The 21,887-nt window shown below is 67.4% G+C and carries 20 protein-coding genes; 11 read left to right on the top strand and 9 right to left on the bottom strand.

Going from position 1 to position 21,887, the window contains the following annotated elements:
* The first annotated feature begins 353 nt into the window (after positions 1 to 353).
* Together SAOR_RS06650 and SAOR_RS06645 are read left to right on the top strand one after the other, a co-directional pair.
* Complete coding sequence (locus tag SAOR_RS06650) at positions 354 to 848, top strand: FKBP-type peptidyl-prolyl cis-trans isomerase (RefSeq protein ID WP_123630741.1); 495 nt, start codon at positions 354 to 356, stop codon at positions 846 to 848.
* 42 nt (positions 849 to 890) lie between these two features.
* Complete coding sequence (locus SAOR_RS06645) at positions 891 to 1,580, top strand: SDR family oxidoreductase (protein ID WP_123630740.1); 690 nt, start codon at positions 891 to 893, stop codon at positions 1,578 to 1,580.
* A gap of 51 nt (positions 1,581 to 1,631) precedes the next feature.
* Here the strand turns inward: SAOR_RS06645 and SAOR_RS06640 are convergent, their stop codons facing one another.
* On the bottom strand, positions 1,632 to 2,675 hold the full coding sequence (locus SAOR_RS06640; protein WP_123630739.1) for an SH3 domain-containing protein: 1,044 nt from the start codon (positions 2,673 to 2,675) through the stop codon (positions 1,632 to 1,634).
* A gap of 671 nt (positions 2,676 to 3,346) precedes the next feature.
* Between SAOR_RS06640 and SAOR_RS06635 the strand changes: the two genes are divergently transcribed.
* Positions 3,347 to 4,723: a M23 family metallopeptidase gene (locus SAOR_RS06635; protein WP_185015575.1), complete on the top strand. Its 1,377-nt coding sequence runs from the start codon at positions 3,347 to 3,349 to the stop codon at positions 4,721 to 4,723.
* Between the two features lie 536 nt (positions 4,724 to 5,259).
* On the opposite strand, the gene SAOR_RS06630 is transcribed toward SAOR_RS06635, so the two are convergent.
* Positions 5,260 to 6,921 carry a BCCT family transporter gene (locus SAOR_RS06630; protein WP_123630784.1) on the bottom strand — a complete coding sequence of 554 codons (1,662 nt, stop codon included), beginning with the start codon at positions 6,919 to 6,921 and terminating at the stop codon, positions 5,260 to 5,262.
* A gap of 328 nt (positions 6,922 to 7,249) precedes the next feature.
* Here SAOR_RS06630 and SAOR_RS06625 point away from each other — a divergent pair, with 328 nt between their 5' ends.
* The 5 genes from SAOR_RS06625 to SAOR_RS06605 all read left to right on the top strand — a co-directional run bounded on the left by SAOR_RS06625 (position 7,250) and on the right by SAOR_RS06605 (position 11,174).
* Positions 7,250 to 8,497 carry an acetamidase/formamidase family protein gene (locus SAOR_RS06625; RefSeq protein ID WP_123630737.1) on the top strand — a complete coding sequence of 416 codons (1,248 nt, stop codon included), beginning with the start codon at positions 7,250 to 7,252 and terminating at the stop codon, positions 8,495 to 8,497.
* A gap of 103 nt (positions 8,498 to 8,600) precedes the next feature.
* Entirely contained in the window at positions 8,601 to 8,759 is a 159-nt protein-coding gene (locus tag SAOR_RS06620; protein ID WP_123630736.1) for a YqaE/Pmp3 family membrane protein, read from the top strand.
* A 99-nt stretch (positions 8,760 to 8,858) separates the two neighbouring features.
* Positions 8,859 to 9,851, top strand: a complete 993-nt coding sequence (locus SAOR_RS06615) for an LLM class flavin-dependent oxidoreductase (protein ID WP_123630735.1) — start codon at positions 8,859 to 8,861, stop codon at positions 9,849 to 9,851.
* 138 nt (positions 9,852 to 9,989) lie between these two features.
* A complete protein-coding gene (locus tag SAOR_RS06610; protein WP_123630734.1) occupies positions 9,990 to 10,442 on the top strand; it encodes a MarR family winged helix-turn-helix transcriptional regulator in 453 nt (150 codons plus the stop codon).
* 102 nt (positions 10,443 to 10,544) lie between these two features.
* Complete coding sequence (locus SAOR_RS06605) at positions 10,545 to 11,174, top strand: hypothetical protein (protein ID WP_123630733.1); 630 nt, start codon at positions 10,545 to 10,547, stop codon at positions 11,172 to 11,174.
* A gap of 49 nt (positions 11,175 to 11,223) precedes the next feature.
* Here SAOR_RS06605 and SAOR_RS06600 read toward each other — a convergent pair whose 3' ends face one another.
* From SAOR_RS06600 to SAOR_RS06590, 3 genes are read right to left on the bottom strand one after another with little or no spacing between them, the layout of a single operon-like run.
* Positions 11,224 to 11,694, bottom strand: coding sequence for a hypothetical protein (locus tag SAOR_RS06600; RefSeq protein WP_245965414.1), 471 nt, complete (start codon positions 11,692 to 11,694; stop codon positions 11,224 to 11,226).
* Positions 11,691 to 12,857, bottom strand: coding sequence for an acyl-CoA dehydrogenase (locus SAOR_RS06595; protein ID WP_123630731.1), 1,167 nt, complete (start codon positions 12,855 to 12,857; stop codon positions 11,691 to 11,693). Before SAOR_RS06595 ends, SAOR_RS06600 begins: the two co-directional genes overlap by 4 nt.
* Positions 12,854 to 14,062 (bottom strand): 3-oxoadipyl-CoA thiolase, encoded by a 1,209-nt coding sequence (locus SAOR_RS06590; RefSeq protein WP_123630730.1) that lies wholly within the window; start codon positions 14,060 to 14,062, stop codon positions 12,854 to 12,856. Before SAOR_RS06590 ends, SAOR_RS06595 begins: the two co-directional genes overlap by 4 nt.
* A 400-nt stretch (positions 14,063 to 14,462) precedes the next feature.
* Between SAOR_RS06590 and SAOR_RS06585 the strand changes: the two genes are divergently transcribed.
* Positions 14,463 to 15,905 carry a hypothetical protein gene (locus SAOR_RS06585; protein WP_221179906.1) on the top strand — a complete coding sequence of 481 codons (1,443 nt, stop codon included), beginning with the start codon at positions 14,463 to 14,465 and terminating at the stop codon, positions 15,903 to 15,905.
* 90 nt (positions 15,906 to 15,995) lie between these two features.
* Positions 15,996 to 16,754, top strand: a complete 759-nt coding sequence (locus SAOR_RS06580; RefSeq protein ID WP_123630729.1) for a class II aldolase/adducin family protein — start codon at positions 15,996 to 15,998, stop codon at positions 16,752 to 16,754.
* A gap of 462 nt (positions 16,755 to 17,216) precedes the next feature.
* On the opposite strand, the gene SAOR_RS06575 is transcribed toward SAOR_RS06580, so the two are convergent.
* Together SAOR_RS06575 and SAOR_RS06570 are read right to left on the bottom strand one after the other, a co-directional pair.
* A complete protein-coding gene (locus tag SAOR_RS06575) occupies positions 17,217 to 17,756 on the bottom strand; it encodes a hypothetical protein (RefSeq protein WP_123630728.1) in 540 nt (179 codons plus the stop codon).
* 514 nt (positions 17,757 to 18,270) lie between these two features.
* On the bottom strand, positions 18,271 to 19,695 hold the full coding sequence (locus SAOR_RS06570; RefSeq protein WP_123630727.1) for a dynamin family protein: 1,425 nt from the start codon (positions 19,693 to 19,695) through the stop codon (positions 18,271 to 18,273).
* A 596-nt stretch (positions 19,696 to 20,291) separates the two neighbouring features.
* On the opposite strand from SAOR_RS06570, the gene SAOR_RS06565 reads away from it, so the two are divergent.
* Positions 20,292 to 20,792: an OsmC family protein gene (locus tag SAOR_RS06565; RefSeq protein ID WP_123630726.1), complete on the top strand. Its 501-nt coding sequence runs from the start codon at positions 20,292 to 20,294 to the stop codon at positions 20,790 to 20,792.
* 141 nt (positions 20,793 to 20,933) lie between these two features.
* Here the strand turns inward: SAOR_RS06565 and SAOR_RS17295 are convergent, their stop codons facing one another.
* Together SAOR_RS17295 and SAOR_RS06555 are read right to left on the bottom strand one after the other, a co-directional pair.
* Entirely contained in the window at positions 20,934 to 21,092 is a 159-nt protein-coding gene (locus tag SAOR_RS17295; RefSeq protein ID WP_185015574.1) for a DUF2256 domain-containing protein, read from the bottom strand.
* A gap of 282 nt (positions 21,093 to 21,374) precedes the next feature.
* Complete coding sequence (locus SAOR_RS06555) at positions 21,375 to 21,842, bottom strand: GNAT family N-acetyltransferase (protein ID WP_123630724.1); 468 nt, start codon at positions 21,840 to 21,842, stop codon at positions 21,375 to 21,377.
* Positions 21,843 to 21,887 lie beyond the last annotated feature (45 nt).

Genomic DNA, 21,887 nt, shown 5'->3' with positions numbered 1-21,887 from the left:
CGGTCCAGGCGTCTCGATCCCCCGGGGCTCGGGGGATTCGGGCGCTGCTTCGGTCGGATCGACGCTCGAACCTCTTGCCGGCAGGACCTCGCGTCTTGCCAAGACACGCCGAGACCCAGAAACGGATCCGCCTGCCTCGGCGTCCCGCGACAGCCGGGCATGGGCGTATCGACGTATACGGATACCGCTGCTGGCGTGCCTTTGCGGCCGAGTCGGGCGTCATATAGAACGGCCGCATCAGCACCCGGCCGAACGCTGCCCGAGGACAGAAATTTGCGATCACGGGATTGTTTTTTGAGTGATCGTCGCAACGTCCGGTGATTCACGCACGACAAAGCGAACGAGAGAACAGCATGGAAGCCAAGCAGGACAACGTCGTCAGCATTCATTATGTACTGCGCGACACCGAGGGCGAAGTCATCGATCAGTCGGCGGAGGGCCAGCCGCTGTCTTATCTGCACGGCCACGGCAACATCGTGCCGGGTCTCGAAGAGGCCATCGAGGGCGCCTCCGAGGGTGAAGAAGTCAAGGCGGTCATCGATCCCGACAACGCCTATGGCCATTATCGCGACGATCTCGTCCAGCAGGTCAGCCGCGATGCCTTCCAGGGCGTGGACGAACTGGCGCCCGGCATGAGCTTTCGCGCCGAATCCAACGCCGGCCCGATGATCGTCACGGTCAAGTCGGTCGACGGCGACGAAGTCACCGTTGACGGCAACCACGTGCTCGCCGGTCAGACGCTCGACTTCACGGTCAACGTCGCCGAGATCCGCGAGGCCACGGCCACCGAGGTCGAGCATGGCCACGTGCACGACGGCGACGGTGAAGGCGACGAAGAGCACGGATGATCGCCGCCGGCCGCGCCGGCGTGACGTGAACGGAGGGACGATATGACCCAGCCCGTACTGCTGATCACCGGCGCCTCCAGCGGCATCGGTGCGGCGACCGCACGTCAGGCCGCGGCCGACGGCTATCGACTGGTGTTGGCCGCCCGCTCGACCGATCGACTGCAGGCACTGGTCGACGAATTGGGCGCTGACGCCGCCCTGGCGGTGGCCTGCGACGTCACCGACAAGGCGTCGCAACAGGCCATGGTCGACGCGGCGCTCGATCGTTTCGGGCGCATCGACGCGGTATTCGCCAACGCCGGCATGGGCGGCCGCCCGGGCGGCTTCAGCGGCGCCGACAGCGACGTGTGGAAGGATATGATCCTGACCAACGTTTACGGCGTCGGCCTGACCATCCAGGTCACTGCCGAGGCGCTGAAGGCCAGCCGCGGACATCTGCTGATCACCGGCTCGGCCGCCGGCCGGGCCACGATTCCCGGGTCGATGTACAGCGCCACGAAATGGGCGGTCTCGGCGATCGGCTACGGGGTCCGCGAGGAATTCCGCGGCTCGGGCGTGCGCGTCACGCTCATCGAGCCGGGCATGGTCGACACGCCCTTCTTCGACGAACGGCCCGAGCACGCGCTGGCCGACACCGATGTCGCCGAAGCCGTGGCGTTCGCGCTGTCGCGACCGGCGAGTGTCGACGTCAACGAGATTCTCGTTCGGCCGACACCGCCACGCGACGACTGAGACTGCAGGGGCCGCCCGGCCGCCGCCCCGGTGGCGGCCGGGCCGGCGGGTCTAGTCGGCAAGGAGGAAACCGGCGACCCAGCCCGTACGGCCGTCCTCGAAGCGCACGCGGCGCCAGCCGGCCTCCTCGGCCAGCACGGTGACGTTCTCGTCGCGCTCGGCCTTGAAGACGATACCGGCGCCAGTGCTCGGGCCCTGGCGGACATTGACGATATCTTGGCCGATGTGCATTCGTGAGCCGTCGCGTTCGTCGGCCCCCGGCCCAGCGTCTTCGGCCGCGGCAGTTGTATCGCGGTCCGGCGCGGGGTCCGATGCGGCCCCATCATCCCGCGGCGCCCGCGACGCGTCCGAGGTCACTTCGGACGTCGATTGCGCGGCGCCGCCCCCCGGGGCTGTGGCCTCCGCGAGCAGAAAGTTGGCAACCCAGCCGACGGCGTAATCGCTCCGGAACAGCACCTGCGTCCAATCGCCGTCCCGCGCCAGCAGCACGACCTCATCGCTGGCATCGGCCTGGCGCAGCACCCGCGCCTGGCGACTGGGCTCGCTGCGGATGTTGACGTTATCGCCCTCGATGCGCGAATCCGGCAGGGCATCAGCAATGTGCGGCAGATTGGCGCGCGCCGATTCGTTGCCGGCCTCGGCCGCGCGGGCCGCCCATTTCGCCGCCTCACCCAGGTTCCGCGGCACGCCCTGGCCGCGGACATACATCACCGCCAGATTGTTCTGGGCCGCGGGCTCGCCGTGCTCGGCGGCACGCCGGAACCATTCCGCGGCACGCTCGGGATCGGCCTCGGTACCGTGGCCCTCCTGATACATGATGCCGAGGTTGTGCTCGGCCTTGGCGTATTCCTGCTCCGCCGCACGGCGATACCACTCCAGTGCGGTCTCGTAGTTCCGCTCGACCCCGTAGCCCTCGTCGTAGAGCACACCCATGTTGTACTGGGCACTGGCATTGCCCTGCTCCGCCAGCGGCGCCGTGCGTTCGCGGATCTGCTGCGCCTCGTCGTCCGTGGGCGCCTCCTGAGCCAGCGCGGTCGCCCCGCCCGTCAGCACGAGTGCCAGGATGAAGCCGCGAATCGTTTCGGTTCTTGTCATGCACAACCCTTAGTCAATCGAGCCCCGGCGCGGTGCGCGGGCATGTTCGTCGACGCACTCTCGAGAAAGCTTCGAACGCACAAACGACCGCCACGAGCCCACCGTCCGGGGCTTTGCCCCAAGGCCGTACCGTAGCGCAGGCGGGCCCATGCGTACATGGCCTCGCCGCCGATCGCCCGGGGATCGTCATCCCACGTCCGGGCGCCCCCCGATCCGGGCCGGCCGAACGGCACGACCTTCGATCGGGCGCTGCTTCTAGTGGTCGATCCTGTCCCCTGCACCGAGCCGACGGCAGACGCAAGTTCGGCCTAGAGCAGCAAAAAGGCCGGCCGAATACGATATCGACCGGCCGGCACGTCATATCTACATCGCGCTTTCAAGGCGAGTCGGACAGTGAAAACTTATCTTTTGATCTTGTGGCTCGAACTTTCAGGCATAATCGAGCGCTTATGACCCGGGCCATCGCGGCACCGCCACGACCGCATTCGCCGGAGGGCATTCGGCGCGCGTCTCTGAATCGGGGCCGCATGAAACTTTCGCGGCCAGCCCGGGTCCAAGCACGCCGTCGGGCCAGTGCTCGATGCGATAACGCTAGAAATCGAGGCTATTGGATGCGTTGCAGCAGGGGTATGCGTGCCGGTGCAGCCGGCGCGATCGGGATTGTTTTATGCATGGGATCGGCCGGCTCGGCGCTCGCAGCCGATCCAACAGCCGGCACCATGCAGGCCGCCTACAGCAATCCCGCTTCCGACGGCATTCCGCCGATCGACCCGCAGACGGTACGCGAGGCCATCTCGCCGCAGATCACGCCCTGGAAGCAGATGAACGTCGAGCGCGGCGACTCACTGGCGGCGCTGTTCGATCGCGCCGGCCTGTCCCCCAAGGAATGGATCGCCGTACTGGACATCGGCGAACGCACCGCCCCACTGGAGCATCTGCAGCCCGGCGATCGAATCCAGATCCGAAAAACCCCCGACGGTCGCCTGTCGGCCCTGCGCTATGACCTCGACCAAGTGGACACCCTCGCCGTGACCCGGTCCGGGGACGACCTTCAGGCCGAGATCCTGCAGCTTCACAGCGAGACACGCCGGATGACGGCGACCGGTCGCGTCGAGGGGTCGCTCGCCCAGTCGCTCGCGCAGGCCGATGTGCCGGCCGCGGTGGCCACTCAGCTGGACCACATCTACCGCTACCGGGCGGATCTGTCGCGGCACATGCACGAGGGCGACCGCTTCAGCGTCATCTACGAAGCCGAATACGCCGACAACGAGCGGGTGGCGGCCGGGGACGTGATCGCTGCGAGCATCGTCACCGACGGCGAGGAGATCCAGGCCTTTCGCGCGATCGACGCCGAGGGCGACGCGGCCTATTACGATGCTGACGGACAGCCGTTCCAACCCTCGCTCTCGCGACATCCCGTCGCCTATGAGCGCATCAGCTCGCCGTTCGATCCCAATCGGCTGCACCCCATTCTGCACGTGCGGCGTCCACACAATGGCGTCGACATGGCCGCCGACCGCGGGACCCCGATCCACGCCGCCGGCGAAGGCACGGTTACCTTCGTCGGCCGCAAGCGCGGCTACGGCCGCGTGGTGCAGATCGACCACTTCGACGGTTTTTCGACGCGCTACGGCCACATGGCACGCTTTGCAAGCAAGCTGCACGACGGTGAACACGTCGACGAAGGCGACATCATCGGCTATGTCGGCGCGACCGGCGAGGCCACGGGCCCTCATCTTCACTTCGAGATCCGCAAGGACGATGTCCCGCACGATCCGCTGACCATGCCACTGCCGGAAGGCAAACCGCTCTCCAAGACGCGGCTGGCGGCCTTCGACCGGCGCATCCGACCGCTCGCGACTCGACTGGACGCTGTGCCCGGCATGCCGCCGACACTGTTCGCCGCCAACGCCGGCGCGAAGACCCACGCCGACTGCACCAAGGCCAGTGGCGTGAACGCCGCCCTCGCGCTCGCCCCGGCGGATGCGCTGAAGAAACACAGTCTCGGCGACCTGTTCTGCAGGATCAGCAGCGACGACAGCGCCTGATCCACACCGCACCTCGGGCTAGCGCAACGCGCGCGCCGGCCCCGCCCGATACGCGTGCGGCGCGCCGGAGGTAGCAACCGCCCGACGACGATACATCGCCTCGTCCGAGGACGCGCCCATGCCCGACGCGCTTGGCTCGGGCATCCGCCCCGCTCGCACCCCGTCGCCGCGGGCGCCGGAGATACTCGGCTCCATTCCGAAAGCCACTCGTAGCCCGCCTGTGTGCCCGCCGCACAGCCAAAGCACGTCGCCGGCGCGCCGCCGCTCCGGCGTGGTTCTCACGGGCACAGCGCATCCGGCGTCATTGGCTTGCTTGCCGACGCGCCGCGCAGCGGCGGTGGCATCGGCGCCACAACGGCTCGATCACAAACCGCCGGCGGACGACCATCGGCCGGCGGTGCATCCGAGTCCTCGCCGGCGCTTCCGCATGCGCCGGATAAACCGCGACGGCAACCCCGCTCCACGAGGCCTAGCCGTCAGGGGCCGGCGGGCCCCGCAACGGCAGGGCCGCGTGTATCCGGTGCGTACCGCCGCGGCTAGCGCCGCTGGCGCTCCTGTGCGCGACCGCCCTCGTCGTCGGCGTCCTCGGCATCGATCTCGTCCCAGACATCGTTGAGGATGTCCCGGGCCTCGAAGGCATCGGCACCCACCGGCATTTCATGATGCTTCTCGTAGAGGTCGAGCAGCATGCGGCGCCGGTCGTGGCGAAGCTCGCCGGCCAGCACGAAGACCATGAAGTAGAGAATGACCAGAAACGGCAGCGCCGCCAGCAGCGAGGCCGTCTGCAGCCCCTTGAGGCCGCCGGCCATGATCAGGGTGAGGCAGATCGCCGAGATCAGCAGCCCCCAGGACAGACGCTTGTACAGCGGCGGCTCCAGCGAGCCTTCATCGGTCATCTGGGCCACGATGTAGGACGCCGAGTCGGCCGAGGTCACCAGGAACACGAAGATCAGGCACATGGCGAGAACCGACAGCACCATGCTGAACGGCATCATGTCGAAGAAGGTGAACAGCGCGGAGGTAATGTTCTCGTCGACCGCCCCGGTGAGCGTGCCGCCGGCATCGCCGAACAGCTCCATGTGAAGCGCCGCACCACCGAACACGCCGATGAACCCGCAGGCCAGCAGCGGCGGCACGATGAGCACGCCCATGACGTATTCGCGAATCGTGCGGCCCTTCGAGATCCGCGCGACGAAGGTGCCCACGAACGGCGACCAGGCGATCACCCAGGCCCAGTAGAACACGGTCCAGCTGGTGATCCAGTCCTCGCCCGTCTCCCGGAACGGGTTCATGCGCAGACTCATCGTGACGAAGTTCGCGATGTAGTCACCGAGGCCCACCACGATGGTGTTGAGGATGAACAGCGTGGGCCCGGTGAACAGCACCCACCCCATCAGCCCGAGGCACAGCGCCAGGTTGATGTTCGACAGCCACTGGATGCCCTTGTCCAGACCGGAATAGCTCGAGAGCGTGTAGCAGGCGCACATCACGCCCAGGATGATGAACTTCCAAAGCGTGGTGTCGGGGATGCCGAACACCTGATTGAGCCCGCCGTTGATCTGCAGCACGCCCAGCCCGAGCGAGGTCGCGACGCCCATCACCGTGGCGACGACCGCGAAGATGTTCAGGGCGTCGCTCGTGGGCTGGCGCGCGGGCGCCGGCAGTTTGTCGGTCACCGGCTCCATCACCGTCGAGACCAGCCCGGACCTGCGTTTCCGGAACTGGAAGTAGGCGATGATCAGACCAACGATCGAGAACCCCGCCCACTGGCTGATGCCCCAGTGGAAGAAACTGTACTGAATCGCGTAGCGCGCGGATTCCGGCGTCGGCCCCGGCATGTCGTCGTAGGGCGGCTTGAGGTAGTGCAGCACCGGCTCGGCCAGGCCGTAGAACACGAGCCCGACGCCGAAACCCGCCGCCAGCAGCATGCTCACCCACGAGAAGAAGGTGTACTCGGGTTCGCTGTAGGGCGCGCCGAGCCGGATCTTGCCGTAGCGACTGAACGCCAGGCCGATCAGGAAGACGACGAACCCGAATACGGAGATCAGATAGAGCCAACCGAAATAGTGCGAGGCGGTGGTCAGCGCCGTGTCCGCCGCCTTGCCGAAGGCGTCCGGCATGGACGCACCGACGATGACGAGCAGGAGGACGATCAGTGCGGAGCCAATATAAACACGCTGGCTGCGTGATGGAGTGATGCTCAAGAGTTTCCCCGGCGATGCTTTTGAAGCGATGTGAGCGAGCGATGACGTGCAGTTGCGTGGCTGCCCCTTCAGCCGGCCGCACGATCGTCATTTCCATTACTAGCACTTTGATCCGGGCCCCGCAAACCTCGTCATGGCGCGGCTTTCCCGATATCCCGGTCCGAGGCGGTGTGGGATCGCTGCCATGCACAGCAGTAACGCCACGCCGGAACGGATCGATCGCCAGCTGGGCGAATGAACACGAGCCGTGCGAACGCACAACGGACGGTCCTGGCGCGACTCTTGCTTCAACGCAAGCGCCATTCAATACGATGATGACTTCATGACACGACGCCTCGCCGCCCTACTTGCGCTGAACTGTGCGCTGGGCACCGCTGTCGCGGCCGATACCGCCGACGACTTCGATATTCTTCAGCCGCTGCAGGATCAACCCGGCAAGCTCGACTCCGGCGAGCACGCCGGTGATTACTACGTCCCGTCCACCGTGGATACGGTGCGCTGGGGCTATCTGCCCAATAAGAGTGCAGAGCCGGTCCTGACCGTGCCCTCCGGTAGCACAGTCACCTTCGACACGATCTCGCACGAGGGCATCCTCGAGGACCAGGGCCGCGACCCGGTCGCCTATTTCGCTGACAAGGGGATCGCCGAGGAGGCTGTGCTCGACGACGCCATCGCGATCACCGCGTCGGATCTCGAGCACGACTTCGCCAACGACGGCCCGCACATCGTCACCGGGCCGGTGGCCGTCGAGGGCGCCGAACCCGGGGACGTGCTCAAGGTCGAGGTCGTCAAGCTCGAACCACGCGTACCCTATGGCGTGATCTCGAACCGCCACGGCAAGGGCGCGCTGCCCGGCGAGTTCCCGAAGAAGGAACAGAAGGACGATCCCAGCAGCGAACATCCCGAGCGCTACGGCAACGTGTCGATCTTTTCACCGATCGAGCGTGATGGAGACGACTGGTACGGCCTGCTCGATGCCGGCGACGGCCGCACCATCCGCTACCCGCTGCATCCGTTCATGGGCATCATGGGCGTGGCGCCGGACACCACCGACCCGGTCAACTCCGTACCGCCGCAGCGCATCGGCGGCAACGCCGACATCAACGATCTGGGCGAAGGCAGCACCGTCTACTATCCGGTCGAGGCGGCGGGCGCGCTGTTCTACACCGGCGACAGCCACTTCACCCAGGGTGACGGCGAAGTCGCGCTGACCGCACTCGAGGGCTCGATGCGTGCGACCCTGCGCCTGACGCTGCTCGAGAGCGGCAAGGACGACCTGCCGGGCGAATCGGTCGACAAGCTGCTCGGCGAGACCGGCGACTACTGGATCACCGTCGGCCTCGATCCGGACCTCGACATGGCGATGAAGGACGCCGTGCGCGAGTCCATCCGCTTCCTGCATCAGCATTACGACATCGACGAGGCGCTGGCGCTGGCCTATCTGAGCGCGGCGACCGATTTCGAGGTCTCGCAGGTGGTGGACAAGACGAAGGGCATCCACGCCCTGATCCGCAAGTCCGATTTCGAGGACTTCGACACCGGCGACGACAGCGGGTCGGACGCTGACTGACGCAACCCGGGGACCGCGGGCGCCGCCTCGGCGCGGCGCCCGCCTATCCGCGGCTCGATTGAGACGTTACGATGCCGGCATACGATTCATCAAACCGCATGTCATGGACGTCATTCGCATCCTGCTGTCGATTCTCCTGCCCCCCGTCGGGGTCTTCCTGCAGGTAGGCATCGGCATTCACTTCTGGCTCAACATCCTGCTGACGCTGCTCGGATACATCCCCGGCATCATTCACGCGATCTACATCATTATCCGACGCTAGCCCGGCATCGGATCAGGATCGCGCCGGGCTGTAAAACACGGGCCCGGCGCCCCATATCGGTCCGACACGCCACACACACCGTCGGAGCCCGCGCCCACCATGGATTTTCCGCTTTCCGTACTCGATCTCGTCCCCGTGCCCAGCGGGACACCCGCCTCGGCCGCAATGCGCTCGAGCATCGACCTCGCACGGACCGCCGAACGTCTCGGCTTCGAGCGCTACTGGATATCGGAGCATCACAGCATGCCGGCGATCTCCAGTTCCGCACCCGAGGTGCTGCTCGCACGGATCGCGGCGCTGACCGAACGCATCCGCGTGGGTTCGGGCGGCATCATGCTGCCCAACCACGTGCCGATGCGCGTCGCCGAGATATTCCACACCCTGGCCGGGCTCTATCCCGACCGCGTGGATCTGGGCCTCGGCCGCGCGCCGGGTTCCGACGCCCGGGCCAGCCGTGCCCTGCGTGCGGCCTCGGGGGAGCAGTTCAGCGAGCTGCTCAACGAGCTGTGGGCGCTGTCCCACGGCAGTCTTAACCGCGGCCATCCCTATCACGGCGTCACCGTGATGCCGGACGATGTCGCCCTGCCGCCGATCTGGATTCTGGGCTCGAGCGGCGCGAGCGCCCACTCCGCCGGTGCCGCCGGCATGGGCTACAGCTTCGCGAGCCACTTCAGCCCGGTACCGGCGGAACCCGCGCTGCGACGCTATCGCGATGCGTTCCAGCCGTCGGCGGCATTTCCGACGCCGCACGCCATCCTCGGCGTATCGGTCATCTGCGCGCCGACCGACGAAGAGGCCGAGCACCTGGCCGCCACCGTCGACCTCATGTGGCTGCGGCTGCGCAAGGGCGAGTTCCTGCCGTTGCCCTCCCCCGAGGAGGCGCTGGCCTACGATTATTCCGACATGGAACGCAACGCGATTCTCGAGAACCGCGATCGCCACATCATCGGCGGCCCCGAAAGCGTGCGCCAACAGATCGATGCGCTGCGCGCCGACGCCCAGCCCGACGAGATCATGATCGTGTCCAACATCCACGATCCGTCAAAGCGTCTACGCTCTTACGAGCTGGTCGCCGAAGCGATGGCATCCTAGGCTCGATCTGGCGCACGCTGTCATCTTTCGTACACAACAATTTAAACCACGACCAATTCGCCAGGCACTTTAATTGGCCTCATCGCGTAAAAGCTCTCACAATGCGCTGCTAAGTCACCTCACGCGAAAGGCAACAGGATGGAGGCTTCGACCTTGACGGACAGCGACTCCGACCTGCCGCTATTGCAAGAGCAGCTCTGCTTTTCGCTCTACACGGCTACACACCGCATCATCCGGGCCTATCGTCCGCTGCTCGAGCCGCTGGGCCTCACCTACGTCCAGTACCTGGTGATGCTCGTGCTCTGGGAAGCCGAACCCCGCTCCGTGGGTCAGCTCGGCAAGGAACTGCATCTCGACAGCGGCACGCTGACCCCGCTGCTCAAGCGCATGGAGAAATCCGGGCTGGTCGAACGGCACCGCGACAGCGACGACGAGCGCCGCGTGCTGATTCACCTGACCGACGAGGGAACGCAACTGCGCGAAAAGGCGCACGACATCCACGAACAGATGATCTGCAAGACCGAACTCTCGCGCCCCGAGGTTCAGGACCTGCGCGCCCGCATCATGGCACTCGTGCACACACTCGGCTGAGCGACACGACAACGGCCTCTGAGTGGAATTACGCATGGCCGGTCCGGCCGGGCTGTAACAGAATCCGACGCCCGCTCCGGTTCACGCGACGCAGACGCCGCCATGTGGCAATGGATCAACGACAACTCGGGTGCGCTGTCGGTGTTCACCAGCATCGGCACATTGTTGGTATGGCTGTTCTACGCGCACCTGCTGCTTTCGGGCTTTCGCCGCCAACGCAAGGCGCGGGTGCTGGTGAATCAGGGCTGGGGCTCCCAGATCGATTCCGTCTGTCTGGTCAGCAACATGAGCCAGGAGGCGATCTTCATCCAGTGCATCGTATTGACGCTGCATACCGCGCAGGGCAATTACAGCAGTTCGATCACGGATCTGGAGCAGACCGACGAATCGCCCGACACGGGCCCGCTCAGCCACATCACGCGCCAGGGGCCGCTGGTGTCCGGGAGCTACATGAACTTGGGCACGTTTCGATCGCTGGTTCGTCAGGTCGCCCGCCGCTGCGGGCTGAGCGACGACGGCGAGCGTCCCATCGCCATGCTCCAACTGCATTCCGTCACTGTCACGGTCATCAGCAGCTACGGCCCCGAACACGGCGCCATCGGCTCGCAGCGCAACTTTCTCATCCGGGGCGAGGACAACGAACTCATGCGTCCGGCCACAACCACCACGGAACGGCTCAAGCACAAGCACGCCAACCGCGAGCTCGAACGCTGGATCGAGTCACTGGTGTAAAAGCCGGCGGCCTGCGGTACACCGCAGCCGGACCGGCCGCACCGGGCTCTCAGCAACGGCCCTGCTTGGCCAGGCCGGGCGGACAGTGGCCACGACCGCGGTGTTCGTGATGGTCGTGGTCCCGATAATGCCGGTCGTGATCATCGCCATCGGTCGTGATCGCGGCACCGCCGGCCGCTCCGGCCGCGCCGCCGAGTATGGCCCCGGTGCGGCCGCCGACCTCATTGCCGATGGCCGATCCGGCCGCACCGCCGAGGCCGCCGCCGATCGCAGCGTCGAGGGTTTCGTCGTCCAGCGCCAGCGCCGGCGTGGAGACGGCCAACGTCAGCAGGGCCGCCGCCGCGATACGATATGCGTTGAGATCTTTCATTGTCGCGCTCCCGTTCGTGCCGGATACACACGCCGGCACGTCATCGAATTCGCGAATATTAGATCTGTATTCGACTGAACCGCCCATTAATCCCCGAGCAAACCTCCGGGCAAGCGCCGGCCGCCGAGGCGGCCGGCGTGCATCGGTCAACCGAAGGCCTGGATCCCGGTCTGCGAGCGGCCCAGGATGAGCGCGTGCACGTCGTGCGTGCCCTCGTAGGTATTCACGGCCTCCAGATTCATCACGTGACGAATGACGTGATACTCGTCGGAGATGCCGTTGCCGCCGTGCATGTCGCGCGCGGTACGCGCGATATCCAGCGCCTTGCCGCAATTGTTGCGCTTCATCAGCGACACCATCTCCGGGGCCCAGTTGCCCTCGTCCATGAGCCGCCCCAGGCGCAGGGCGCCCTGCAGTCCGAGGGTGATGTCGGTCTGCATGTCGGCGAGCTTCTTCTGGATGAGCTGGGTCGCGGCCAGCGGCCGTCCGAACTGCTTGCGCTCCAGCGTGTAGCCGCGGGCGGCCTGCCAGCAGAACTCAGCCGCGCCCATCGCACCCCAGGAAATGCCGTATCGGGCCTTGTTCAGGCAGGAGAACGGGCCCTTTAGGCCTTCCACGTCGAGCCGGTTCTCGTCGGGCACGAAGCAGTCATCGAACATGATCTGGCCGGTCTCGGAGGCGCGCAGCGAGAACTTGCCCTCGAGCTTGGGCGTTGTCATGCCGCCGAAATCGCGCTCGACCACGAAGCCGTTGATCTTGCCGTCCAGATTGGCCCAGACCACGGCCACGTCGGCGATCGGCGAATTGGTGATCCAGGTCTTGGCGCCGTTGAGGACATAGCCGCCGTCGACCTTTCTCGCCTTGGTGCTCATCGAGCCCGGGTCGGAGCCGTGGTCCGGCTCGGTCAGGCCGAAGCAGCCGACCCATTCGCCGCTGGCCAGCTTCGGCAGGTACTTCCGGCGCACCGCCTCGCTGCCGAAGGTGTAGATCGGAAACATCACCAGCGACGACTGCACGCTCATCGCCGAGCGGTAGCCGGAATCTACCGACTCCACTTCACGGGCGAGCAGGCCATAGCAGACGTGATTCAATCCGGCCCCGCCGTATTCCTCGGGGATGGTGGCGCCGAGCATGCCCAGCTCGCCCATCTCGGTCATGATCTCGCGATGGAAGACCTCGTGGCGGTTGGCCTCGAGCACTCGCGGCATGAGGCTGTTCTGGCAATAGTCGTGACCCGCGTCGCGGATCATGCGTTCGTCGTCGGTCAGCTGCGCGTCGAGATGCAGCGGATCGGACCAGGCAAAGTCTTTCATTCGGGGTTCCTCTCGATGAGCATGGCCACGCCCTGCCCGATGCCGATGCACAGGCTGATCAGGGCATAACGGCCGTTGACGCGTTCCAGCTGGCGCAGCCCGGTCAGCGCCAGGCGCGAACCCGAGGCGCCCAGCGGATGGCCCACCGCGATGGCGCCGCCGTTGGGGTTCAGGCGTTCGTCATCGGCCGACAGGCCGAGTTCCTTGCAGCAGCCGAGCACCTGTGCGGCGAAGGCCTCGTTGATCTCGATCACGTCCATGTCGGACAGGCTGAGGCCCGCGCGCTCGAGCACCTTGTTGCATGCACCGATCGGCCCGAGCCCCATCACCCGCGGCGGCACACCGACGACGCCGCCGGCGATGATACGCGCCCGCGGTGCCAGGCCGGCCGCCTCGCCCGCGGCCCTGGAGCCGACGATCAACGCGCCCGCACCGTCGTTCACACCCGAAGCGTTGCCCGCGGTGATGATGCCGTTGGCAACGATCGGCGGCAGTTTGGCGAGCTTGTCCGCGGTGCTGGTCGGACGCGGATGCTCGTCGGCGTCGACCGTCAGCGGCGGCTGCTTGCGCCCCTGCGGGACGTCCAGCGGCATGATCTCGTCGTCGAAGAAGCCGTCGGCGCGTGCGGCCTCGTAGCGGGCCTGCGACTGCGCGGCGTAGGCATCGGCGGCCTCGCGCGAAATACCGAAATCGTCAGCGACGTTCTGCGCCGTCTCGGGCATCGCGTCCGAGCCGTATTCGGCCAGAATCTTCGGGTTGGGGAAACGCGCACCGATGGTGGAATCGAACACTGACATGTTGCGCGAATAGGCCGTCTCGGCCTTGGCCATGACGAACGGCGCCCGGCTCATCGACTCGACCCCGCCGGCGATGACCAGCTTGCCCTCGCCGACCGTGACCGCACGTGCGGCGTCCACGGTCGCGGCGAGACCGCTGCCGCACAGCCGGTTGACCGTCTGCCCGGCGACCTCCACCGGCAGCCCGGCGAGCAGACCGGCATGACGCGCCACGTTGCGCGCGTCCTCACCCGCCTGGTTCGTGCAGCCGGCGACGACGTCCTCGTAGTCGCCGAGCGAGAACGGATTGCGCTCGACCAGCGTGCGGATCACCGCAGCCAGCATGTCGTCCGGGCGCACCGGCGCGAGCGCGCCGGCGTGACGACCGAAGGCCGTGCGCACACCATCGTAGATATAAGCATCCAGCATGAATTCTCCCGCACTGTGTGAAGACCGGCCCTCGAACGCGGCACGAGTGCCCGCCCGGACCGGTCCCGGCCGGTTGCGGGCTGGCGTCTCGAATCGACGACCGGCGGATTGTCACGGCATATCCAGGGCACGACGGCTGTCGACAGCCTAATCCCGCCTAGCGAAACACCATTTTGAAACTTGACCGCGCGAGAATAGGCGTTGACAGTACACAATGCAACCTGTGTCCAGACCAGCGGCCGTTGCGATCGCGGCGTCGGCAACGAGCGCGTGGCCGCCACCGTCGGGGCGCTGCACGGGCACGCCTTCCGTCGCAAACCAGACGCCGCTCAGGGAGACCGCATGTCGGCCGAGGCCGCCTTTTTGTACGCTCGTGGCCGCTGAAGCGACGCATACCGGATTGCGCGCCCGCCCGCTCGGGTCCCTGCTGCGCCGGTGCGCGGACTACAGTCTGCCACTGTGCATGGTCTGCACGCTCGCGGTCATCGTCGGCGATCTGGACGCCGCCCGCTGGCCGGCGCGGCTGGCGCTGGTCGTGTATCTCGCGGCGCAGTGGCGCCGCCAGAGCCGACTCGCCCGTGGTCTGCTGCTCACGGGGCTGGCGCTGGCGTTCGGCATCGCGGTGCTGCATACCCGCCCTGCACCGCTGCTGGCCCATGCGCTCGATCGCTTCTGTTTCTTCGCCACCTTCGTCTCCGCGCTCGGCATGCTGCGCATCGCGGCGATGCGTTCGCGCCTGATCCGCGAATCCGGCCAGGCGCTGGTGCGCCAGCGGCCGACGCGGCGCTATCCGATCCTGGCTCTCGGCACCGGTCTGTTCGGCATCATCGTCAACATCGGCGTGCTGAGCCTGTTCGGCGCCCTGATCAAGCGCAGCAACAGCCTGCGGGCCGCCGGCGGCCACGAGTGGATCCGCGACACCCGCGAGCGCCGCATGATGCTGGCCATGCTGCGCGGCTTCGCCCTGGTGCCGCTGACCTCGCCGCTGTCGATCACCATGGCCGTGATCCTGTCGAACATGCCCGCGCTGACCTGGTTCGACATCGCCCCGGTGGCGCTGCCGACCGGCGCCCTGGTGTTCGGTCTGGGCTGGCTGTTCGACTGGCTGCAGCGCCCCGCCCCCAGCGGGCTCGCCGTGCCGGAGGCCGAGGCTCCGTCGCTGGCGCCGTTCGGCCGCTTCGTGATGCTGGCGGGCGCGATCACCTGCACCGTGTTCGGCGTGGCCGCCATCGGCGGCATCGGCCTGCCAGTGGCCGTACTCATCGCCTGTCCGCTGAGCGCGTTCGCGTGGCTGGCGCTGCAGCGCCGGCGCCTCGGCGGTGGCACGGGCGTGGGCCGTGCCGCGCTGCTGCTGTCGCGGCACGCGCGGCTGATATTCGGGGCCAACCGGATCGAGATCGCGGTGCTCGGCGGCTCCGGCTTTCTCGGCGCACTGGTCGCCCCACTCGTGGATACCGAGCGCCTCGGCGACCTGCTGCTGGCCAGCGGTCTGCACGGTCCGGCCGCGGCGGTCACGGCGATGCTGGTGGTGACCGCGTTCGCGCAGATCGGGCTCAATCCGATCGTCTCCGCCACGCTCATCCTCGGCGTGCTGCCGGATCCGGCCACGATCGACCTTCATCCGGTGGTGCTCGCCGCGGCCCTGATGAGCGCCTGGGCGCTGTCGATGCTGTCGTCGCCGTTCACCGCGGTCATGCTGATTCTGTCCGGGCTGACCGGGCGCTCGACCTATGCGATCACCTGGCGCTGGAACGGCGCGTTCTTTCTACTGACGACGGTCGCGCTGTCGCTGTGGCTGATAGCGCTCGGCCTCGTCATGACCCCGGCCGGCGCGCCGGGCTGACGCTGCGCGCCGACGCCACCCCAAATTGACGCTCCACCGTCGACCGTCTACCTTGCCCATACAACGAAACCCATCCGCCGGAGGACCGCCATGGCCACAAACGCCACCGCCCGCAACGAACAGATGAGCGACGCCGAATGGGCGGTCCGCAAGGATCTCGCCGCCGCCTATCGGCTGGTGGCCCTGTACGGCTGGGACGATCTGGTGTTCACCCACCTGTCTGCGCGCGTGCCCGGGCCGGAGCACCATTTTCTGATCAACCCCTACGGTTTCCTGTTCGACGAGATCACGGCCTCGTCGCTGATCAAGGTCGACGAGAACGGGGAGATCGTCGATCCCGGGGCGACCAACCGCGTCAATCCGGCCGGCTTCACGATCCACAGCGCCGTGCACATGGCGCGCGAGGAAGCCGGGGCCGTGCTGCATCTGCACGCCGCCGACGGCGTGGCGGTCAGCGCCCACGCCGACGGCCTGCTGCCGCTGTCCCAGACCGCGATGCTGTGCATCCCGCACATCACCTTCCACGAATACGAGGGGGTCGCGCTGGATCTCGACGAACGCGAACGCCTGGTGGCCGATCTCGGCGACCATGACATCATGCTGCTGCGCAACCACGGCACGCTGACCGTCGGCAAGGATGTCGGCGAAGCCTTCACCTATATGTACTTCCTGATGAAGGCCTGCCAGATCCAGGTACGCACCCTGGCCATGGGCGAAACCCACCTGCCCGGCCAGCACGCGCTCGACACCACCGCCGATCAGGCCAAGAGCCTGGGCAAGGGCAGCAAGCTGGCCTGGCCCGCGCTGATCCGCAAGCTCGAGCGCATGGGAAGCGACTACGCGACCTGAGGCCGCTTAACGCTGCATGCGAGCACGCGCCGGGCGTGTTTGCGAGAACCCGGAGACGTAGCCCGTCCCCGGGCGATCGCTCGGGGGCGGCCTGCGGTGCTCTTGGGTTGCCACACGACGGGACTTGGCCCGAGACCCATGAAAGTCCGGCCATGAGCCCTGAGGCGCCGCCGGTCTTGCAGAACACGTCGATCGGGCACCGACGCGGCGTTCGCCTCGGGTTTTGACGGGCGCCGGAGGCAACCGGCCGCTTTGCACGAGGCGGCCACCCGCTACCGGATTAGCGAGCGGGCCCACCCGAAAGCCCGACGCCGCGGTCCGAATTCGCGCAGGCGACGGTATCGCGGCGCGATGGCTGGCTAGCCCGGCCAGGCGACCCGGCCAAGGACTCGGGCCGCGCGGCGCGTCGATTCCGGATCCGGTGCCGAACCGACGGGCCCGCCTCCGCGGCCCCTCGCCGATCTAGGACTGGCTTTCGTTGCGCTGATAGCGATTCTCCGCGGATCTCATCAGGTCGCGTCCGCGATCGATGAGCTGCTGGCCGCTGCGCAGCCGGGACTCGCCTTCCTCGATGCGTTCGTTCGCCGCCTCTACGCGCTCGCGTCCGCGCTTGATCCGACTCTCGCCTTCGCGCCACTCCTCGGCGATCCGCTCGAGACGCTCGTTGCGCCGGTCGGCGTCGCGCGCCGTCACGGTCGCCTCGCTGGCCAGTGATAGGGCGCGATAGGCCTCGCGGCTGTTCCGCACGGCCACGTTGCCGGATGCGATCAGCTTCTCGCCCTCGCGCAGTTCGGCGCGTCCCTCATCCAAAAGGCGCCGGCCGGCCTTGACCCGTTCCTCGCCCCGGCTGGCTTCATCGCTGCCCTTTTCCCACTGGCGCGCGATCTCGACGCGCGACTGGCCTTCCGCCATCACGCGGTCGGCGAACGTGGGCGGCTCGCTCGCGCAGCCGGCGACCAGCCCACCCAGCAGCGTGAATGCGATGACATGCCGATAGGACATCGGGTTCTCCTCGACGGTTATCAATTGGATTCCGCGCCTACGACCCGAGCCCGACCGGCCGATGCAGTTCAGACGAAATTATTTTGTTACGACAATGGCTTGCAGCCTGAACGCTTGCACACACGATCCGTCGAGCCGGCCTCACGGAGCCGTCTCGGCCGTCCGCGGACCGACGCCCCAGTGCCGATCGAAACAGGGAACCCCGGCATGCGAACGCGCGTCGGCTCGCGCGCAGGGATCACCGACCAAAGCACCGCATCGCCACAGCGGCCGAGGCGCTGATCGGCAGGGACAACCGACGCGGTATCCGTCCGCGCGCCGTTCGACCCTCGCGCGCTCGTCTTCTGCGGCCGGCGGTCCGGAACGCCGGCAACGCCGGGGCGACAGGGCCCGCAACGACGAGGCACAGGGGGCGGCACTCGTCGCCAATACGTCATGGTCGACAGTTGCGGCCGGACGCCGCAGCCGACATCAGCCGGGGCCGCGCGGGCCGCCGGCCCGGCCGCGCCCGCAATCAGCCCGAAGGCTGGGTGAAGCGGTCGTTGAGGCGCCGGATGATGGTTTCCTGCTTGCTGCGGATGCGGGCCACGCGGCGGCGGGCGAAAAAGGTCCAGCCCTTGGGCCAGGCGCCGAACAGGCTGCGCCACCAGCGCGTGTTGGCGACGAAGGCGCGCCGGATGTCGAGGCCGAACGGCTGCTGCGAGGCCGGCTCGATCGCACGCGCGATCCGGGTCGCGACCAGCGAGCGCACCCCGAAATGGATCGCCGCCAGCACGACCACCACGACGGCGAGCAGGAACCAGCCCGCCGGCCTGCCGCTGAACAGCAGCCCCATCAGGTCGCCCGCGGTGTCCGGCGTCCAGACGAAGGCCGCGACACCGGCTGCGATCAACGGAAGCGCGATCAGGGCGTCGATACCCAGCGTGCGGTTGCGCCAGCGGGCGCGCAGGGTCTGCAGGCGGCCGACACCCGCGTCCCCGGCCAGCGTGTCAGCGGCGCTGGTCATCAGCTCCACCACGCGATAGGCGCGATCCACCTCCACTCCGGTCATGCGGCGATGAATCTCGGCCAGGTCCTCGTCCTTCTTGGCCTTGAAACGCTGGGCCAGGGATTCGTTCTCGATCGGCGGCGCCGTATCCTCGTCGTAGATGCGCAGAAAGCGCCCCGCCGTCAGCCCGCTCGACGCCAGCGCGCGCTGCCAGGCGGCCACGATGTCCTCGGGATTGTCCTCGCGCGCGGTCGCGTCGATCTGGTTGAGGACGAACACGAACTTGCTGGCATCTTCGCGATGGATCGTTCGCGCGACCAGATGCTCGAGCGTGTCGCGCATCGCCCCCGGTTCGGGATGGCGCGCATCGAAGAACACCAGCACCAGATCGGACAGATCGATGATGCGATCGGTGATGCGCAGCGTCGCCGAGCGCTGGTTGTCGGCGTCGAAACCCGGCGAGTCCAGCAGGATCTTGCCCCGCAGCCGCTCCGACTGACAGGTGCGCAGCTGCAGGTAATTGTTGATTCGCTGACCCTCACCGGCGGCGACGTCGTCGATGTCGCCACTGATCCGATAGAAGGGAAAACGCAGATCGGCATCCAGGGCCGAGCCGGGCAGCGTACGCGGCTGGGCGTCTTCGCCGTAGCAGATCACCGAGAAGCGATCGTCGACCGCCTGGTTGCCGGTGCGCTGCAGATCGGTGCCGACATAGCTGTTGATGAAGCTGGACTTGCCGGCCGAGAAGGTGCCCAGCAGCGAGATCACCGGCCACCAGGGCACGCTCCGCGTGAAACTCTCGTGGCGCGCGAGCAGGCCCATGCGGCGGGCGATCGCATCGAGGCGCCGGAACTCGGCGAGCGGTTCCAGAAGCAGCGGATTCTCGCGCTTGAGATGCGCTTCCAACGAATCCGTACGGGTCTGATCGGGGGTGGACGAACTCACGGGCATCCCTCTAATCATTAACCCGGCATGAAGATACGTTCATGCCGGGTTGATAAAGCGAGCATGCGCTAGCGTGCTCGCCGCGGCCATCGGCCGCGAAGTGCTTGAAAATAGAGGGCGGACATGCGCCGCCTCTATTTTCAAGCGCGTTGAAAACAGCTGATGATTCAGCTGTTTTGGCGCCGGTTGATAACCGAACCGAAACCGTCCCGCGGGGCGGCCGGCGCCCTATCCTACGCGATCGCCGCGGACGGGTCGCGCTGTCATGCGCCGCCTTCGCAGCGAGGCCGACGGGCGCGCCGGCCGGCCGCCGCGAGCGCCGCACGGGCGTGACGACACCGCTCGATGGCGCGCCGCATATCGTGCCCGCAAGTCGACACCATCGAGAATCACCGCGCGAGACGAGCGGCTCGGAACACCGGCCTACGCGACCGTTGCACTGCGCGACCGCGGGCCCGCCCCTGGCGACCCGTCGTACCGTCGCGCGCCAACGCGGTCGGCGACGCGCAGCGATCGATCGACGGTAGGATGAGCGGTTCCAGGAGCGACATACGGGCCGCCGGCGCAGCGGCTCAACGTGATCCAAAAAAGGAGGAGCAGATATGGACGAACAGGACCTCAAGGCCGCGCAGGCACCGCTCAAGGCGCGCTACCAGACGGACCCGGCGGCCGCACGGATCACCCTCCGGGCCGGCGGCAGCCTCGGCGAAGGCGTGCGCTGCAAGGTCGAGACCGGCGAAGCGCTGGCCACGGCGGGCCTGCATCCGGCCACCGGCGGCGACGGCCAGAGCCTGTGTTCGGGCGACATGCTGCTGGAGGCGCTCGTCGCCTGCGCGGGCGTCACCCTCAACGCCGTGGCGACCTCGATGGGCATTGTGCTGCGCGACGCCCGCGTCGATGCCGAGGGCGAGCTCGATTTCCGCGGCACGCTCGGCGTGGACCGCGACGCGCCGGTCGGCTTTCAGGACATCCGTCTGCGCTTCACGCTCGACACCGACGCCGGCGACGAGCAGCTGGACACGCTGATCAAGCTGACCGAGCGCTACTGCGTGGTGCTGCAGACGCTGACCGCGCCGCCGCGGATCACGGCCACGCGCCAGTAAGGCTCGGGCTCACGAGCCCGCCGTCGAAGCGAGCGCCGGGCGGCGGTCGCGGCTGGCACGATACGCGGCGGCACGCTGATCGGCTTCGCCGCGGTAAGGCAAGGCGACCGGCGCGCCGTTGATCGACTCGATCCGCGTGTTTCAGGGCTCACCGCGGCGTTTGTGCGCGGCGCGACAGGCCTTGCTGCAGTAGCGGACCCGGTGCCAGTCACGAGCCCACTTGCGCCGCCAGGCAAAGGGACGCCCGCAGTGGGCACAGGTCTTTTCCGGCAGGTCGGCTTTTCTGCGCATCCGGGCCATCGCATCTCCATAACAACCGGTCACGCCGAGGTGGCGCGACCTTCTCATGTCGATCCCGCGCTTGCCGGCCTCGTCACGTTACGGAGGCGGGCATTACGCGGCGAATCCGGCGGCGTCGGCGCGGGCCGGATCCACTACCAACCGGCGCCGCGCGATCGCCGGGCCGTGAGCCGCTCCGCGCGTCGCGGAGACCGTGAGGCGCAGCCCGGCGATACCCATGGCGGGACCGGATGAACCGGCCGTCGGAACTCGGGACCGCCCGAGCCGCCGCGTCGGCTGTCGCTAGCGATGGCACAGGATGTCTTCGCCGGCCTCGCGACGTCCGGTCTCCTCGAAGCCGAGCCCGATGTAGAGCTGCCGTGCGGCCCTATTATCGGGCGTGAGGCTGATGAAGATCGGAGCCTCGGGATGCTCGGCCTTGAGGGCATCGAGTATCGCGGCCATCGCGCGTCGGCCGTAACCCGCCCCCTGCCAGTGCACGTCGATCATGAAGCGCGGAATGCTGTAGGCGCCGGTGCTCTCGTGAAAGGTGTACATGACGAAGCCGATCATGGTCTCGTCCGCGTAGATCGCCCGCGGCACGCAGGCCGGTTCGACGTAGGCCTCGGCGAGCGAATACAGGTTGGAGGCCAGATGCGTGGCCTGCTCCGGGCTCACCCGCAGGTGGATGCAGGTCTGCCAGTTGGCCACGGTCACCGGGGCCAGCGTAATCGTGGGCTCGGCGCCCGGGCCGCCGGACGCGTGCGCCACCGCTCAGCCCATGTCCGCGAAGGCGGATTTGTGAAAGTCCGCGAT

The organism is Salinisphaera orenii subsp. orenii MK-B5 (assembly GCF_003788635.1).
Taxonomy (GTDB): Bacteria; Pseudomonadota; Gammaproteobacteria; order Nevskiales; family Salinisphaeraceae; genus Salinisphaera; species Salinisphaera orenii.
The sequence above is the reverse complement of the archived record's forward strand: the minus strand, read 5'-3'. Positions and strand labels throughout refer to the sequence as shown.

Excerpts from the sequence above, each read along its gene's own strand:
- SAOR_RS06650 (WP_123630741.1), top strand. The coding sequence starts at position 354 with ATGGAAGCCAAGCAGGACAACGTCGTCAGCATTCATTATGTACTGCGC.
- SAOR_RS06645 (WP_123630740.1), top strand. The coding sequence starts at position 891 with ATGACCCAGCCCGTACTGCTGATCACCGGCGCCTCCAGCGGCATCGGT.
- SAOR_RS06640 (WP_123630739.1), bottom strand. The coding sequence starts at position 2,675 with ATGACAAGAACCGAAACGATTCGCGGCTTCATCCTGGCACTCGTGCTG.
- SAOR_RS06635 (WP_185015575.1), top strand. The coding sequence starts at position 3,347 with ATGGGATCGGCCGGCTCGGCGCTCGCAGCCGATCCAACAGCCGGCACC.
- SAOR_RS06625 (WP_123630737.1), top strand. The coding sequence starts at position 7,250 with ATGACACGACGCCTCGCCGCCCTACTTGCGCTGAACTGTGCGCTGGGC.
- SAOR_RS06620 (WP_123630736.1), top strand. The coding sequence starts at position 8,601 with ATGGACGTCATTCGCATCCTGCTGTCGATTCTCCTGCCCCCCGTCGGG.
- SAOR_RS06615 (WP_123630735.1), top strand. The coding sequence starts at position 8,859 with ATGGATTTTCCGCTTTCCGTACTCGATCTCGTCCCCGTGCCCAGCGGG.
- SAOR_RS06610 (WP_123630734.1), top strand. The coding sequence starts at position 9,990 with ATGGAGGCTTCGACCTTGACGGACAGCGACTCCGACCTGCCGCTATTG.
- SAOR_RS06605 (WP_123630733.1), top strand. The coding sequence starts at position 10,545 with ATGTGGCAATGGATCAACGACAACTCGGGTGCGCTGTCGGTGTTCACC.
- SAOR_RS06595 (WP_123630731.1), bottom strand. The coding sequence starts at position 12,857 with ATGAAAGACTTTGCCTGGTCCGATCCGCTGCATCTCGACGCGCAGCTG.
- SAOR_RS06590 (WP_123630730.1), bottom strand. The coding sequence starts at position 14,062 with ATGCTGGATGCTTATATCTACGATGGTGTGCGCACGGCCTTCGGTCGT.
- SAOR_RS06580 (WP_123630729.1), top strand. The coding sequence starts at position 15,996 with ATGGCCACAAACGCCACCGCCCGCAACGAACAGATGAGCGACGCCGAA.
- SAOR_RS06575 (WP_123630728.1), bottom strand. The coding sequence starts at position 17,756 with ATGTCCTATCGGCATGTCATCGCATTCACGCTGCTGGGTGGGCTGGTC.
- SAOR_RS06570 (WP_123630727.1), bottom strand. The coding sequence starts at position 19,695 with ATGCCCGTGAGTTCGTCCACCCCCGATCAGACCCGTACGGATTCGTTG.
- SAOR_RS06565 (WP_123630726.1), top strand. The coding sequence starts at position 20,292 with ATGGACGAACAGGACCTCAAGGCCGCGCAGGCACCGCTCAAGGCGCGC.
- SAOR_RS17295 (WP_185015574.1), bottom strand. The coding sequence starts at position 21,092 with ATGGCCCGGATGCGCAGAAAAGCCGACCTGCCGGAAAAGACCTGTGCC.